Raw genomic sequence first — 15,257 nt, 5'->3', positions numbered from 1 at the left:
TCTCAGCCTCCCTTTTCCGGCTTTCCGCTTCGCCCGGCGACGAAGCGATGGATTTCGGTGTGATCGGCAGCTCTTCCGAGCGCGGCCGAGGCTTCCGCCCACAGCGCAGCCGCGTCTCGCGCGCCCTCGGCGTCGACGCCAAGCTGTTCCGACAGGTCGGCTGCGGTGCGCAGATCCTTGGCCATCAGGGCCATCGAAAAGCCGGACGCAAAGCTGCCGGACAGGATGAATGGCTTCAACTTCAGCTCGGTGGAATTGTTCTTGCCGGTGGAAACATTGAGCACGTCGACCAGCACGTTGGGGTCGACGCCGAATTTCTCGGCGATCAAAACGGCTTCGCAGGCGGCGACGAGGCCGGCCGCCGAAACATAGTTGTTGAGCGCCTTGACGGCGTGTCCCGAGCCCGGCTCCCCCGTCGGAACGATCGTGCTGCCCATAGCCGAAAGAATTGGCCGCGCCCGCTCGATCTGCACCGGATCGCCGCCCGCCATGATCGCCAGCGTGCCGGCCGCCGCGCGCTTGACGCCGCCGGACACCGGTGCGTCGACGAGGAAGATTCCAATCGCCGACAAATCCTCGGCCAGCCAGCGGGTTTCCATCGGCGCCGAGGAACTCATGTCGATCACCAGCGCTCCCGGCCGGAGCGCGGAGGCGGCCGCTCCGGCGCCCAGCAGCACGTCGCGCACGGCGGCGCCGTTCGGCAACATGGTGATCAGCACCGAGACGCCTTCGGCCGCCTCTTGTGGTGAGGCACAGGGTTTGCCGCCCGCCCTTTCGAAAGCGGCAAGCGCGTCTGTCGAGAGGTCGCTGCCGCGAACGGAATAGCCGGCGGCGGCGAGCCGCGAGGCCATCGGCAGGCCCATCATGCCGAGCCCGACGAAAGCGACCGGTCCCGGGTCGGCGGCGTCAGTCAATTCCCATCTCCTTGAACACCTCCTTGGCGATGCGAAAACTGTCGAGCGCGGCCGGCACGCCGCAATAGACGCCGACCTGCAGGAAAATTTCCTTCAGCTCGTCCTTGCTCAGCCCGTTGTTGATCGCGCCGCGAACATGCAGCTTGAGCTCGTGCGGCCGGTTGAGCGCGGCGATCATGCCGAGATTGAGCACGGAGCGCATGCGCCGGTCGATGCCGGGCCGGTTCCAGATCTCGTCCCAGCACCATTCGGTGGTGAGCTGCTGCATCGCCCAGTTGAAATCGTCGGCCTGTTCGAGCGAGCGGTCGACATACTCCGAGCCAAGCACGGCACGACGCGTCTTCAGTCCGCGCTCGAATTTTTCCGATCTGGGTTTGCTGGTCGTCATGGTCAAAACTCCCGATCTTGCATCATATCGCGCCTGCCTCGCGCACCACGCGTTCGATCTCCAATGCGTAGCCGAGAAGGCGCGTGTCGTCGCCATGCGGCGCCGAAACCAGGAAACTGGTCGGCAGACGGCCGCCGTCGTGGCCGTTGGGTAACGCCACACCGCAAAGGTCGAGCACGTTGGTGACCGCCGTGTTGCGCAGCGTCCTCAGATTGACCTTGTGGAAGAGGTCGTCGTCCGCCTCCAGCGGCGCAACCTCCGGCGCAGTGATGACAGTGGTCGGCATGGCGAGCAGCGCACCCGCGAGTACCGCCTCGACCATTGGAATGAACCGCTGCCGGCCGCGCTGGATCGACAGCACGTCGCGCGCCGACATTTTCTTGCCGCCGAGCATGCGGAACAGCACACGACGGTCGATGCGCTGCCCCTGCTCGCCATCGGCGATTTCCTGGTATTCGGTGTAGGCTTCCGCGGCGATCAGCGTACCGAATTGCGCGGTCATCTCGACCACGCGGTCGAGTGCCTCGACCCGCTGACGGCGGATGGTGACGCCGGCCTTCGCCAGCGCCTCGAGCGAGCGCTCGAAATTTTCCAGCACGGCAGGCTGGATGTCGTCCGTGACCACATTGGTGGGCGCGACCAGCGTCAGCGAGCGCAGATCGGCGCGTCTCACCGGCGAGACGGCCTCACCACGCAGCAACATGTCGACCAGAACGCAGTCCTCGACCGAGCGCGCCAGCGGGCCGATCGTATCATAGGTCGTGGCGAGCGGCACGAGGCCGGTCTTGTCGATGCGGCCGGTGCTGGTCTTGTAGCCGACGGTGCCGTTGAAGGCGGCCGGTACTCGCACCGAGCCGCCTGTGTCGGAGCCGATGGCGCAGGGCACGAGCCGGGCGGCGACGGCAGCGCCCGAACCCGAGGAGGAGCCGCCCGGCGAGCGCGGCGTGGCGCGGTCGTTCGGGTTGAGTGCAGTGCCGAAATGCGGATTGAGGCCGAGGCCCGAATAGGCGAACTCGGTCATGTTTAGTTTTCCGACCGAAACCATGCCCGCCGCCGCGACATTCGCCACACAGGGCATGTCCGCAGTCTTCGCCGGTGTATCGCGAAACAGGATCGAGCCCGCCGTGGTCGGCGTGCCGGCCACGTCAAAAATGTCCTTCCAAGCGATCGGCACGCCGTCGAGCGCCGACAGCGGATTGCCGCTTTTGTAGCGGACTTCGGCCCTGCGCGCCTCGTCCAGCGCCCTGTCGACTGTGACAGCAATGAAGATATTGTCGGCCTTCGCCTTGCGGATCCGGTCGAGCAGGCATTCGGTGACCGCCACCGGCCCGGCCTCGCCGCTCCTGTAGGCGAGCGCTATGCCTGCGGCCGTGCGGCTGGCTATGCTTTCGATATCGGACACGTCCTGCTCCCTGTCTGCGGCGACACGATCGCCGGCAATGCCTGGTCCGCGTCGCGCGCGGCATGCACGCAACGTCTAGTCCGCCGCAACGCGGCGGACCGGTCTTCGTTTGCATCTCCGCGCGGTGCGAACGCCGTTCATGACGCCGACCGCCCAACACATCTCCTCCACGCGAGCAAAACGCCCGCATGCCTGCCGCCCGCACGAGGGCGGCCGTGATCTCTTGTCGGGAGCCGGTTAAATCGCTGCCGCGATCCGGACCGGTCTTCCGTTAGGCCGCGGCGGCGCGCCGCCGCATGCGCTCGCTAGTGCCCGGCATCCAGGTAGGGATCGCCGGCGGCGCCGGTATCGACCTTGCCAAGTATGTGCACGTCCTCCGTCTTCCAGCTCGCCACCACCGGATCGCCGCGCTCCACCGGCTCGGCGAAATAGTCACGGTCCGACACATTGGCGACGAACACCTGCCCGCCAACGTCGAGCGTAACCTTGACGTAACTGCCCTGGTATTCGGTGGCCGAAACCACGCCCCACAGCGCATTGACGGCGTTGGACGCTATGTCACCGTTGCGCCGGCGTAAGGCGATACGATCGCGCCGCACCGCCACCGACAGTTCGGATTTCGGCTTCTCGCCATTGGCCATGGTCTCGAAATGCGAGCCGTCCGCCGCCTTCAGGCGGATCGTTCCGGGCCCACCACCGCCGGTGACGGTGCCGGTCAGCACGTTCTGCCCGCCCATGAAGCGCGCCACATAGGGCGTCGCCGGCCGGTCGAAGATGACATTCGCCGTATCAGCCTGATCGATGCGGCCGGTGTCCATCACCACCACCATGTCGGCCAGCGCGATCGCTTCCGGCTGGGTGTGGGTGACGTGCACGAAGGTGATGCCGAGTTCGTTTTGCAGGCTCTTCAACTCGCCCCTCATGCGAAGGCGCAGGAATTCGTCCAGCGCCGACAGCGGCTCGTCGAGCAGCAGCACCTTCGGGTTGGTGATCAGCGAGCGGGCCAGCGCCACGCGCTGCTGCTGGCCGCCGGAAAGCTGCGCCGGCATGCGGTCCTTGAGATGGTCGAGTTGCACCCGCTGCAGCATCTCCAGCGCGCGTCGCCGCCGCTCCTCCTTACCGACGCCGCGCATCTTCAGATAGAAGGCGACATTGTCCTGGATGGTGAGGTGCGGGAACAGCGCGTAGCTCTGGAACATCATCGCCGTTCCGCGCTCGACCGGCGGTTTTCCCACCACCATGTCGTTGCCGATGTAGATTTCGCCCGATGTCGGCGTCTCGTGCCCGGCGATCATGCGCAGGATCGTCGTCTTGCCGCAGCCGGACGGACCGAGCAGGCAACAATAGGACCCGTGCGGGATGGTCAAGTTGATGTCCTTGACCGCGTAGGAATTGCCGAACTGCTTGGTCACGTTGACCAGGCGGATCTCGCCTGATCCCTGCGCCGCGCCGCTCTTGGGTGGTGAATTTGCCATGCTTTCCTATCTTCCGCGGGAACGTCTGCGTTGGATGATGATGATCGACGACAGCGCGAGCGCGATCACGGCGAAGGAGACGACCGTGGTCACCGTGCCCAGCGCATAGAGCGCGGGCGACGTGACGTTCGTGGTCATCGTCCAGATTTCGAGCGGCAGCGTGTTCTTGGTACCGACGGTGAGCCAGCTTCTCGGGAACTCGTCGTAGGACAGCGTGAAGCCGAACAAAGCCACCGCGATCATGCCAGGGAAGACGATCGGTACGACGACGTCCTTCACCGTCTGCCAGCGCGAGGCGCCGAGATCGTGCGCCGCTTCCTCGTAGGAGGGGTTGAGGCGCCCGAGCACCGCGAACATGATCAACAGGCCGAAGGGCAGCGCCCAGGAGAGATGCGCGCCGAGCGCCGAGCCGTACCAGGTCGCCGACAGGCCGAGATAACGGAAGGTGACGAGGATGCCGATCGAAAGAACCAGGCCGGGCACGATCAGGCTGGCGATCGCCATGTAGAAGATCGCCGTCGAGCCGCGGAAGCGCCGGCGGAAGGCGAAGCCGGCGGTGACCGAGATCAGCACCGTCAGCAACATGACGAGGATCGCCAGCGGCAGCGAGCGGTTGAAGGCGCCAGCCACGTCGCCGGTGCGGCGCGGGCTGAACAGTTCGTCGAACCACATGAAGCCGGGATCGCGCAGCGGGAAGACCAGCGACGCCGATGGTCCCTGGAAGGACAGCACCAGAACCGCGATCATCGGCCCGTAGAGGAAGATGACGAACAGCGTGAACAGCAATGCCAGGGCGTAGAACGTCCAGGGGCGCGAGCCGTAGGATGGTGAAGCGGACATCGGACTACCTCACCAGTTCCTTGCGCACGTCGACCAATCTGAAGATGGCTGACGCGATCAGCAGCACCACGATCAGCAGGATGACGGCGTTGGCAGCCGCGCGCGGATAGTTGAGGAACTGCAGATCGTTGAAGATGCCGGAGGTGGCCGAGCCCGACAGGCCGCCGCTCATCACGGTGACCACGAAGAAATCGCCCATCACCAGCGTGACGACGAACAGCGCGCCAAGCGCGATGCCGGTCTTGCAGAGCGGCAGCACGACGTTCCAGACAACGCCCCAGCGGGTGGCGCCTGCGTCGACGGCCGCCTCCAGCAGCGACTTGTCGATACGTGCCATCGAATTGAAGATCGGCACGATCATGAACAGCGTGAACAGGTGGACATAGGCCACCACCACCGAGAAATCGGAATAGAGCAGCCATTGCAGCGGCTGGTCGATGACGCCCAGCTTGAGAAGGGCGCTGTTGATCAAACCCTCCGTGCCGAGCACCGGGCGCCACGAGATCATGCGGATGATGTTGGAGGTCCAGAACGGCACCGTGCAGACCAGGAACAGGCCGATGGCGGTGATCAGGTTGCGGACGTGGAAAACGAGGAAATAGGCGATCCAGAAGCCGAGCACGAAGGTGATGACCAGCACGATCAGCGTGAATTTCAGCGTCGAGAGATAAAGCGTCCAGGTGGTCGGGTTGGAGAACAGGTCGATGTAGTTCTTGAGTGTGAAGTCGGGAACGATGCCGACCAGCATCTGGTAGCGGAAGAAGCTGACCACCACGACCAGCGCGACGGGAATCGCGAAAAACAGGATGAGGACCAGCGTCAGCGGCGCGACCTGCAGATAGGTCGTGAGCGATGCTTTGCTGGTGGATGGCGTAGGCGTCATTCCAGAACCCGGTTGTGCATTGCGTTCAGTGCGGCAGTCTTTCTTCTCCCCGTTCTACGGGGAGAAGATGCCGGCAGGCAGATGAGGGGCGGCGCGATCATTCAAACGTTTGTGCTGCCCCTCATCCGGCCCTTCGGGCCACCTTCTCCCCGCAAGCGGGGAGAAGGAAAAAGCGTCACCCCATCACGCCGCGTTGAACTCGTTCCACTTGGCGTAGAGGAACTCGGCCTGATCCATCAGGTTGTTCCACACCGCCACTTGCGAGAAACGCTCCTCGTAGGATCCGCCATCGCGCACCTCGCCGGCCGCGTTGGTCTTCTCGCCGGTCGGGCTGGTGATGTCGGCGGTCGCCGCCTTGCCCTCGTAGAAGAAGCCGCGCTCGTTCTCGGTGAGCGCCGCCTTGGCGGTCTCGACGTTGGCGCTGTAGTAGCCCTGCTTGGCGATGAAGCCGCCGACCCAGCCGGAATTGTACCAGTTGAGGTATTCCAGGGCGGCGTCCTTCTTGACGCCGTCGAGATGCGCCATCATGGCCAGCCCGTTGCCCCAGCCGCGATAGCCCTCCTTGAGCGCCTGATAGACGCACTTGATGCCCTGGCCCTTCACCGCGGTGACGGCCGGCGACCACATCGACTGGATGACCACCTCGCCGGCCGCCATCAGGTTCACGCTTTCGTCGAAGGTGCTCCACAGCGCGCGGAAGTGACCGGCTTTCTTCAGTTCGATCAGGCGCGCGATCGTCTTGGTGAGCTCTTCCTGGGTCGGGTTGCCCTTGTCGCCGTATTTCATCTCGCCGGCGGCCTCCATCGCCATCATGGCGTCCATGATGCCGTTGGTCGGGATGTTCTGGATCGCCGCCTTGCCCTTGAAGTCGGGCGAGAACAGGTCGGCCCAGGTGGTGACGTCGCGACCGACGAGGTCCGGCCGGATACCCAGCGTGTCGGCGTTGTAGACGCTCGGCACGAAGGTGGCGAAACCGGTCTTGCCCGAAGCGAAGGTCGTCGCATCGACCGCGTCGCGGTACATGAACTTGAACGGCGCGTCGCCCTGCAGCGATACCGGCTTGCCGGCGAAAGTGCCTTCAGTATAAAGCGGCGTCAGTTGCGCCCAGTTCTTGATCTTGTCGATCTCGACCGCCTGGGTGACGCCCTGTGGCACCGCCACCTTGGTCTGCCAGATCTCCATGTCGGCGATGTCGATCGATTTCGGATCGTTGACCATGCGGTTCAGCAGACCCGGATGGTCGACCACGGACATCTCTACCTTGAAGCCAAGATCCTGGCTGGCCTGCTTGGCGATGTCGATGATGGTCGAATAGGACATGCCGGTATGGACCAGCGTCACGTCCTTGATGTTCTGAGCCCAGACCGTCGGGAAGCCGGTGATGACGCCCGAGCCGGCCGCCGCGCCTGCCAACGCCGCCCCGCCCTTCAGCACCGAGCGGCGCGAGATGCTTTTATTTGGTATTCCGCCTGTTTTTTTCATGTCGAAGTCTCCCATTGAAGATGTCTGTATGCTTTGGACGCCGCCGCTTCGGTGCCGATTTGTACCGGTCTTTTGATCCGGGCCGATAGGCCAGCGCCGCCCCGAAAGTGATGCACGTCCCTTCCTCACTATCCTCCGCAGAGGTTCTTCCGGCAACCGCTTTTCCCGGCTCGCAGCCGAGCGCCGTTGGCCGGCTTACGATCGCGCCAGTTCGGCGCGCAGTCTGCGGGTGGCCTCCGCGTCGAGCGTCCACCCGTATCCGTCGTCGATCTCTTTCAGGATCACACCATAATCGTCGCGGGCGTGGTCGACGCCGATGAAGCCGTCCAGCACGTCGTCCAGCACCTTTTGCGGATCGCGTTCCAGCGGGTCGCCATAGCCGCCCCCGGTCGGCGAATAATAGGTGACGACGTCGCCTTCCTCGGTGCGCAGGCCCGAGAATTTCGCCGGCTGGTAGCTCACCTTGCCAGTGTGGATGTTCCTGATCTCGACCTTGCTGCAGGCGCCCTCCTTGCCGCCGAACACGCCCCACGGCGCATCCTCGTTGCGATCGCTCTCATGCGTCATGAAACCCGGCGTCAGGTAGCGCTGCGACTTCACCACGCCTGCCCCGCCGCGGAACTTTCCGGCGCCGGGAGGGGCGTCATCGCGCACTTCGTAGCGGTCGCAAATCAGCGGCAGGTGCATGCCGAGATCCTCCAGCGGATTGTTGCGCGTGTTGCGCATCAACTCCTCCACCGTGTCCGGTCCGTCCGACAGCGGCCGCCCGCCCATCGCCGCCTCGTTTACCTCCAGGAACACCCAATAGTCGCCGTTGGGCCGCACGCCTGAATAGGACGCGAAGGACAGCACCGCCGCGTTGCCGGCCGTGCATTTGTCCGGCAGTACCAGGGCCAGCGCCTTGATGATCAGGTCGCACAAACGCTGGATCTGGCTGAAGCGGGCTTCCGCTGCCGCCGGTGCGATCGGGTTGAAGATCGATCCCAGCGGCGACGTGACCTTCACCGGCCGGAACGAGCCCTCGTTCTGCGGGATGAATTCCTCATGCGTATACGTGTCGAGCAGCAGCGCCCGGAAGGCAAAGAAACACGCGACCTTGGTCGAGCCGTCGAACGGCACGTTGAAGGCGGTCGGCACCTGCGCCGACGATCCCGTCGTGTCGACCTCGACAGCGTCGCCGCGCACCTTGACGGTCACCTTCAGCGGCAAGGTGACGCCGCGGTTGCGGCCGTCATCGTCAAGAAAACCCTCCGCCACATAATCGCCGTCGGGGATTTTTGCGATCTCGCGGCGCAGCATGGCTTCCGTATAGTCCATCAACTGCTTGGTGGCCTGGATCACCGTGTCCTTGCCGTAGGTCGAAAGCAGTTCCTCGAAGCGCCGCACGCCCAGTTCGGCCGAGGCGATCTGCGCCTCCAGGTCGCCCATGACCAGGCCGGGCACGCGCGTGTTGTCGCGGATGTATTTCCAGAGGACTTCGTTGCGCACGCCCTCATTGTAGAGTTTCAGCCCGTTGAGCAGCATGCCCTCGGCGAACACGTCGGGAATGTCGATGACGAGGCCGGGCGTTGCAGCACCTATGTCGACATGGTGCGCCGTGTTGGCGGAGAAGCCGACGAGTTCGCCACCGGAAAACACCGGCATGACAATGGCGATGTCGGGCGAATGGCTGGCGCCGTAGTACGGGTGGTTGTGGATGACGCAGTCGCCCGGCTTCCAGGCATCCAGCGGGATCGTCTTCTCGATGCCGCGCAGATAGCCCGGCAGCGAGCCGATATGCATCGGCGTGGAATCGCTCTCGCACAACGTGTTGTAGTCGCGATCGAACAGGCCGGCGCCGAGATCCTGGCTTTCGCGGATGATCGACGAATAGCTCATGCGGTAGAGCACGTTGCCCATCTGCTCGGCGATGGAATGCAGCGCGCCGCCGATGACCTGCAGGCTGATGGGATCGATTTCTTTCGCCATCGCAGCCTCCCTCACGCCTTCGCAATCAGCATGTCGCCGCGGCTCATCACGGTGGCGATGTAGCCTGGTGGCACCAACGTCGTCGAATTGTGCTGCACGATCAGCGCCGGACCGTTGATGCGGTCGTCTGCGAGCAGTTTTTCGCGCTGGTAGCGCGGCGTATCCGCCGCCTCCCCGTCGTCGAACACCGTTCGGCGGCTGTAAAGGACGGCCTCGGCCGGGTCTGTGCGTCCGCCCCTCGCCAGTTTCGGAAGTTGCAGAGTGTCCACCTCCACCGTAGCTATGACGCGCAGCGTGATGATCTCGCAGGACTGGTCGCGAAAAGCGTGGCCGTAGACCTGTTTGTGCGCCTGGTAGAAATTCTCGTTGATGACGGCCGCCGAAGCCGCGTCAAGGCGGCCGTTCGGCATGTCGGCGCGCAGTTCGAACCCCTGACCGACGTATCGGCACTCCGCCACCTGGCGGAAACGGCGTTTTTCGGCGGGAATGCCATCGGCGTCCAACTGCTGGTTGGCGCGCGAGATCAACTCGTCGAGCGCGGCGTTGACCTTTTGGAACTCGGCGTCACTTGCCCTGTCCAGCGTCAGCAGCAGCGAATGGGTGTATTCATATTGCAGGTCGGTGACGAGAAGGCCTGTCGCGGCCGTGATGCCCGGGTGCATCGGCACCAGCACGTCCTTGGCGAAGATCGCCTCGGCGAGCGAAACCGAATGCAGCGGCCCTGCCCCACCAAAGCCCATCAACGAGAAATTGCGCGGATCGATGCCTTTCGCCACCGAGTTGGCGTTGATCGCCAGCGCCATGTTGTTGTTGACGATCTTCAGCACGCCAAGAGCGGCCTGCTCCACAGACAGCTTCAGCGGCTCGGCGATGTACCTTGCGATCGCCTTTTGCGACAGCGTCGCATCGATCTTCAGATCGCCGCCCAAGAAATGCTCCGGATCCATTCGTCCAAGCACCACCTGCGCATCGGTGACGGTCGGTTCTTCGCCACCCTTGGCGTAGCAGGCTGGCCCCGGCGCCGCGCCGGCCGATCGCGGCCCGACGCGGAAGGCGCCGCCCGGGTCGAGATAGGCGATCGAGCCACCGCCGGCGCCGATGGCGTCGATGTCGATCATCGGCACCAGCACCGGCAGGCCGGCGACCTCGGTGTCGCGCGGGTTCTTGATGCGCAGTTCACCGCCCTGGATGACCGAGATGTCGGCCGACGTGCCGCCGATGTCGATGGTGATGATGTTGTCGCGACCGCAATTCGCGCCCGTCCAGCGGCCGCCCATGACGCCGCCCGCCGGCCCGGAGAGCAGCAGGCCGATCGGCAGTTCGGAAGAGTTTTCGATGGTCGAGATGCCGCCATTCGACTGCATGATGCGCACGATGGCGTCGATGCCGTTGGCCCGCAGCCGGCCTTCGAGGCTACGCAGATAGACCGACGTCCGCGGGCCGATATAGGCGTTCATGGCCGCGCTGGAGAAGCGCTCATATTCGCGGATCGTGTTGACCACGTCCGACGAAGCCGAGACGAAGGCATCCGGCAATATGCCCCTCACGATCTCCTTGGCGCGCTGCTCGTGCTCATTGTTGAGGAAGGAGAACAGGAAGGCGACGATGACGGCGTCCATGCCACGCTTGGCGAACAGTTCCGCGGCCTGCTTCACCTCGTCCTCGGCCAGCGGCACGGCGACCTCACCGGTAGGCGGCATGATGCGCTCGGTGACCACAAGCCGGTCACGGCGCCTCACCAGCGGCTTCGACTGCCAGGGAAGATCGAACTGCAGCGAGAAATTGTGCGGCCGCTTGTGCCGGGCCATGTGGAGAATGTCGCGGAAACCGCGGGTGGTGATCATGCCGACCTTTGCGCCGGCGCGCTCGATCACCATGTTGGTGGATACCGTCGTGCCGTGGAAGACCGCGTCGATCTCGCCGGGCTTCATGCCGGCCAATGCGCAGACCTTCAAAATGCCCTCGACCACGCCTTCCGATTGATCGTGGGGTGTCGACGATACCTTGGTGACGACGACCTTGCGCTCGCCGCCCTCGCCCGACCGCTCCAGCACGATATCGGTAAAAGTGCCGCCTACGTCCACGCCAACCCGGATCATGCGTATCTCCAGAGAACGGTTGGGGGCAGTTTATTTTCTTCGGCCCGCGCGACTTCTGAACCGCCGCAGCCTTTCTGCCGAAAGAAAGTAAACTGTCCCCTGTGCCCCGACGCTCCGGTCGGGCTTGGGAGGATGCCCGGCATGGCCACGCGATGTCCGCGCGAGCGAAACGCAGAAGAACCCATTGATCTGTTCACCCTAGCGCCATTGTGCGGCGCTTTTTTCAATTGATATAAGTCGTAGACAGCCTCCTTTGGGATGTGAAATAATTATTTGCACAACAATTGATCTGACATCGGTATCAATCTTGCGCTACGACCTCAAGCACCTTGCGACGTTCGTTGCCGTAGCGGAAGAGTTGAACTTCCATCGCGCCGCCGAACGGCTGACCATGGCGCAGCCGGCGGTCAGCCGCATCGTCCTGGAACTGGAGGAAAGGCTCGGCGTCAAGCTGCTCGAACGTACGACGCGCAAGGTGCGGCTGACCGAGTCCGGCCGGTATCTGCTGGAGGAGGCCCAGGAAATCCTCGGCCGCATCGATGTTGCCGAGAACACGGTGCGCCTGCTGGCCTCCGGCACCAAGGCCATCCTGCGCGTCGGCTACACCACCATCACCGGTCATTCGCTGGTCCCCGACATCACCCGGGAGTTCCGGATCGCCAATCCCGATGTGCGGGTCGAACTGACCTATCTCCACGCGCCCGCCCAACGCGACAAGATCCTTCAGGACGAGATCGACCTCGGCTTCATCGAAGGTTCGTTCCAGAATTCCGAGATCGAATCCCGCCCGGTCGCCCGCCATCGCCTGATGGCGCTGCTGCCGCCGGAGCACCCGCTTGCCTCCAAGTCGGAACTGACCGTCGAGGAATTAGCCCGCGAGCAACTGGTGATGGGCACCAACGCCGAATGGCCGACGCTTCGCCGCATCGTCGTCGACGCGTTCCAGACCGCGGGCCAGGTGCTCAACGTCGCACAGGAAGCGCCGAGCCTCGTCGGCATCCTCGGCCTTGTGACGGCCGGCGTCGGCATCACCATCTTCACCGGCATGCCGCGCTTCTGCGGCGAGCAGGCGATCGCGCCGAGGCCGATCGTCACCGATCCGCCGGTGATCGTGGAAAGCCATCTCGCCTGGCGGCGCGCCAGCATCAGCAGCGCCAAACGCCGCTTCATCGAGACCAGCCAGAGGGTCGGCAGGGCCTACATGACCTGACCCGCCAAAATCATCCGACGCAAGGGAACATGGCGATGGAAAACTGGGCCAACCGCAAGACGCTGATCCTCGGCAGGAGCGAGATGATCGGTTTGCTCAAGCCGCACGAATACAACGACTGCGTCGAGCAGGCTTACCGCATGCATGGCGAGGGCCGCTACTACATGGATCCCAAGGGCCACATCGTGCTCGACCGTTTTCCCGGCGAATGGGAGGCAATGCCCTCCTATATCGAGGAGCCGCACGCCGCCGCCTGCAAATGGGTCTCCATCCGCGAGAAGAACCGCGAAAACTACAATTTGCCGACCGTCTTCTCGATCCTCATCTACACGCACCCCGAGACCGGCTTTCCGCTGGCGATCGTCGACGGCAGCTATCATACGGTGATGCGCACCGGCGCCGCCGCGGCCGTCTCCACCAAATGGATGGCGCGCAAGGATTCGACAAAACTCGCCATCGTCGGCGCCGGCCACATGGCCGAGGGCGCGCTGGCCACCTGCAACGAGGTGTTCAAGTGGAAGGAGGTGCGCGTCTGGAGCCGCAGCCGCGACACGCTCGATCATTTCGTGAAAGAGCAGCAACCGAAATTCGAAAGTTTTGAGATCAAGCCATCCCAGAACCTCGAACAGACGGTACGCGGCGCCGACGTGGTGGTGACGCTGACGCCGGCGCGCGACCCGATCGTCATGGCCGACTGGATTGCGCCCGGCACCCACATCGCCGCAGTCGGCGCCGACAAGAAGGGCGACCAGGAACTGGAAGGAAAACTGCTGACGCGCGCCCGAATCTTCGTCGACGACATCCGCCAGTGCCGCACCGACGGCGAGATCAACGTGCCGCTCTCGGAAGGGTTGATCACCGAGGCCGACATCGCCGGCGAGATCGGCGAGGTGATCACCGGTAAGAAGCAGGGCCGCACCTCCGACGACGAGATCACCCTCTTCGATTCGACCGGCATCGCGCTGCAGGATTCGGCAACGGTGCCGCTGGAATACGAGCGGGCGATAGCCGCCGGCGTCGGCATCGAGAAGAAGATGATCTCGACCTGACCTTCGGGCAGGTACGACTGCCTATTTCACGCTGCCGCACCCCTGCTTCAGCACGCCGCACATTTTGTCGGCAAATGCCGGTCGCAGGGGGCTGGACAGGCCGGATCGTCATGGCTATATCGCGCCCATCGCCTTCGCGGCGGCCCGGGTGCGTAGCTCAGTTGGTAGAGCAGCTGACTCTTAATCAGCGGGTCACAGGTTCGATCCCTGTCGCACCCACCAAAATCCCCGAAATTCCGAAGACTTACAGATAGGCCCGAGAGGGCCGAGAAAGTGCTTTGCAAATTTGGGCATTTTCTTGGGCACAGAATCGGCCCACGCCTTGCCCAAATTTTTATGCCGGCGGAGGCGCCGCGCCAGCTGCGGCGACACTCGGCCGCAACTGCGATACAGCTACGTTTGGTTGCAGGGAAAGACGTGCGCATGGACGAATTCCGGATGATGGCCACGGTGCTGTCCATGATCTTGGGCCTCGGCGTGACACGGCTCCTGCTTGGGCTGGTGACCGTTTTCCGAATTCGCCGGACCGCGCCCGTTGACTGGATGCCGTTGGCTTGGGCCGGCATCGTCTTCGTCGTGCAACTGCAATTCTGGTGGGGTGTGAATCAGCTACCCGCGATCAGGCCGGCTTTCGCTTTCGGCGACTTTGTTTTCCTCGTGGCCTTGACGCTGATGTTGTTCCTGTCCGCGGCGCTCCTCCTCCCGAGCCGTGCCGAGGATGAGAGCGAAGGGTTGCGGACATATTTCGAGCGCGATGGACGGTACGGGCTACTTGCCTTTGCCAGCTTTCTTGTCCTCGGCTTCGTGGTCAACCTTTGGTTTTTCAGGGAGGCGCTACTTGGCCTTTGGAGCGTTCTCGACATTCCGATGATCGTATTGCCGGTGGCCGCTTTCCTGTCAAAGTCGAGGCGGGCACAGACATGGATCACCGTGCTGTACGTGCCGCTGATGCTGGTCGATGTTTGGGTTTCCCTGTAGCAACGCCGCGCCCGATGCCGGCGGCGGATTGGTCTTGTGGCCAGTTCAACACGCCAGCCAGATGGGCAAATTCAGCTTCCAAGCCTTTCGACCCTCAATGACGCACTCCAGATTCTTCAAAAAACGGGGATGGAAAAAACTCTCGCGCCAAGATGATTCCACGCGATTTCAGGTGCTTGCGATTTTTTCGTCGAAAAATCCGACCCACTTTATCCCCCTCCCCAAAACCTCATCCATAATCCTCGTCAGTTTCTCCCGCCGGGAACGCTTCCGGAGTCGTTCGCAAGTGGGGAGGAACCGGCGCCTCCGTCATGTTGCCGACGAAGCAGCATGGCCGGGGAGGTTTTGTCCGAAGGTTCCCCCTCCGCAACTACGTGCGGGGTGCACTGGACGACGTGCTTAAGCACGGCCAGCCGAGGCGAAAGCCGGAGCCGGAGCTGTCGTGAAGCGGGTCGTGTCCCACCGATTGGTGTAGCTCGACGGTAGCGGCGTCGCTCGGGAGCGCGCCTTCAACAGCGCTGTAGCGAGCGAGCGGCGGTGCGGGTGGTCATCGATGTTCTTCGGTAAGG

Annotated in this window: 12 protein-coding genes and 1 tRNA gene; 4 read left to right on the top strand and 9 right to left on the bottom strand. The window is 63.6% G+C overall.

Annotated elements, in window-relative coordinates:
* Positions 1 to 2 precede the first annotated feature (2 nt).
* The 9 genes from RB623_RS09545 to RB623_RS09505 all read right to left on the bottom strand — a co-directional run bounded on the left by RB623_RS09545 (position 3) and on the right by RB623_RS09505 (position 11,451).
* Positions 3 to 914 (bottom strand): NAD(P)-dependent oxidoreductase, encoded by a 912-nt coding sequence (locus RB623_RS09545; protein ID WP_308056560.1) that lies wholly within the window; start codon positions 912 to 914, stop codon positions 3 to 5.
* Complete coding sequence (locus RB623_RS09540) at positions 907 to 1,302, bottom strand: carboxymuconolactone decarboxylase family protein (RefSeq protein ID WP_308056559.1); 396 nt, start codon at positions 1,300 to 1,302, stop codon at positions 907 to 909. Before RB623_RS09540 ends, RB623_RS09545 begins: the two co-directional genes overlap by 8 nt.
* 22 nt (positions 1,303 to 1,324) lie before the next feature.
* Entirely contained in the window at positions 1,325 to 2,704 is a 1,380-nt protein-coding gene (locus tag RB623_RS09535) for an amidase family protein (RefSeq protein ID WP_308056558.1), read from the bottom strand.
* A 305-nt stretch (positions 2,705 to 3,009) separates the two neighbouring features.
* Positions 3,010 to 4,179, bottom strand: a complete 1,170-nt coding sequence (locus tag RB623_RS09530) for an ABC transporter ATP-binding protein (protein WP_308056557.1) — start codon at positions 4,177 to 4,179, stop codon at positions 3,010 to 3,012.
* A 6-nt stretch (positions 4,180 to 4,185) separates the two neighbouring features.
* Positions 4,186 to 5,019, bottom strand: a complete 834-nt coding sequence (locus RB623_RS09525; RefSeq protein ID WP_308056556.1) for an ABC transporter permease — start codon at positions 5,017 to 5,019, stop codon at positions 4,186 to 4,188.
* 4 nt (positions 5,020 to 5,023) lie between these two features.
* Positions 5,024 to 5,902 carry an ABC transporter permease gene (locus RB623_RS09520; RefSeq protein WP_308056555.1) on the bottom strand — a complete coding sequence of 293 codons (879 nt, stop codon included), beginning with the start codon at positions 5,900 to 5,902 and terminating at the stop codon, positions 5,024 to 5,026.
* Positions 5,903 to 6,085: 183 nt separating this feature from the next.
* The gene (locus RB623_RS09515) at positions 6,086 to 7,384 is read right to left on the bottom strand and encodes a PotD/PotF family extracellular solute-binding protein (protein WP_308056554.1); all 1,299 of its coding nucleotides are present in this window, start codon (positions 7,382 to 7,384) and stop codon (positions 6,086 to 6,088) included.
* 195 nt (positions 7,385 to 7,579) lie between these two features.
* A complete protein-coding gene (locus RB623_RS09510) occupies positions 7,580 to 9,352 on the bottom strand; it encodes a hydantoinase B/oxoprolinase family protein (protein ID WP_308056553.1) in 1,773 nt (590 codons plus the stop codon).
* 11 nt (positions 9,353 to 9,363) lie between these two features.
* Positions 9,364 to 11,451: a hydantoinase/oxoprolinase family protein gene (locus RB623_RS09505; protein ID WP_308056552.1), complete on the bottom strand. Its 2,088-nt coding sequence runs from the start codon at positions 11,449 to 11,451 to the stop codon at positions 9,364 to 9,366.
* A 307-nt stretch (positions 11,452 to 11,758) separates the two neighbouring features.
* Between RB623_RS09505 and RB623_RS09500 the strand changes: the two genes are divergently transcribed.
* The 4 genes from RB623_RS09500 to RB623_RS09485 all read left to right on the top strand — a co-directional run bounded on the left by RB623_RS09500 (position 11,759) and on the right by RB623_RS09485 (position 14,688).
* On the top strand, positions 11,759 to 12,661 hold the full coding sequence (locus tag RB623_RS09500; RefSeq protein ID WP_308056551.1) for a LysR substrate-binding domain-containing protein: 903 nt from the start codon (positions 11,759 to 11,761) through the stop codon (positions 12,659 to 12,661).
* Positions 12,662 to 12,696: 35 nt separating this feature from the next.
* On the top strand, positions 12,697 to 13,710 hold the full coding sequence (locus tag RB623_RS09495; RefSeq protein ID WP_308056550.1) for a saccharopine dehydrogenase NADP-binding domain-containing protein: 1,014 nt from the start codon (positions 12,697 to 12,699) through the stop codon (positions 13,708 to 13,710).
* A 146-nt stretch (positions 13,711 to 13,856) separates the two neighbouring features.
* A tRNA-Lys gene (locus RB623_RS09490) sits at positions 13,857 to 13,932 on the top strand.
* 201 nt (positions 13,933 to 14,133) lie between these two features.
* A complete protein-coding gene (locus tag RB623_RS09485) occupies positions 14,134 to 14,688 on the top strand; it encodes a hypothetical protein (RefSeq protein ID WP_308056549.1) in 555 nt (184 codons plus the stop codon).
* The last annotated feature ends 569 nt before the right edge of the window (positions 14,689 to 15,257 follow it).

This window comes from Mesorhizobium sp. LHD-90 (assembly GCF_030929505.1).
GTDB lineage: Bacteria > Pseudomonadota > Alphaproteobacteria > Rhizobiales > Rhizobiaceae > Kumtagia.
This window is presented reverse-complemented; position numbering and strand designations above follow the sequence as displayed.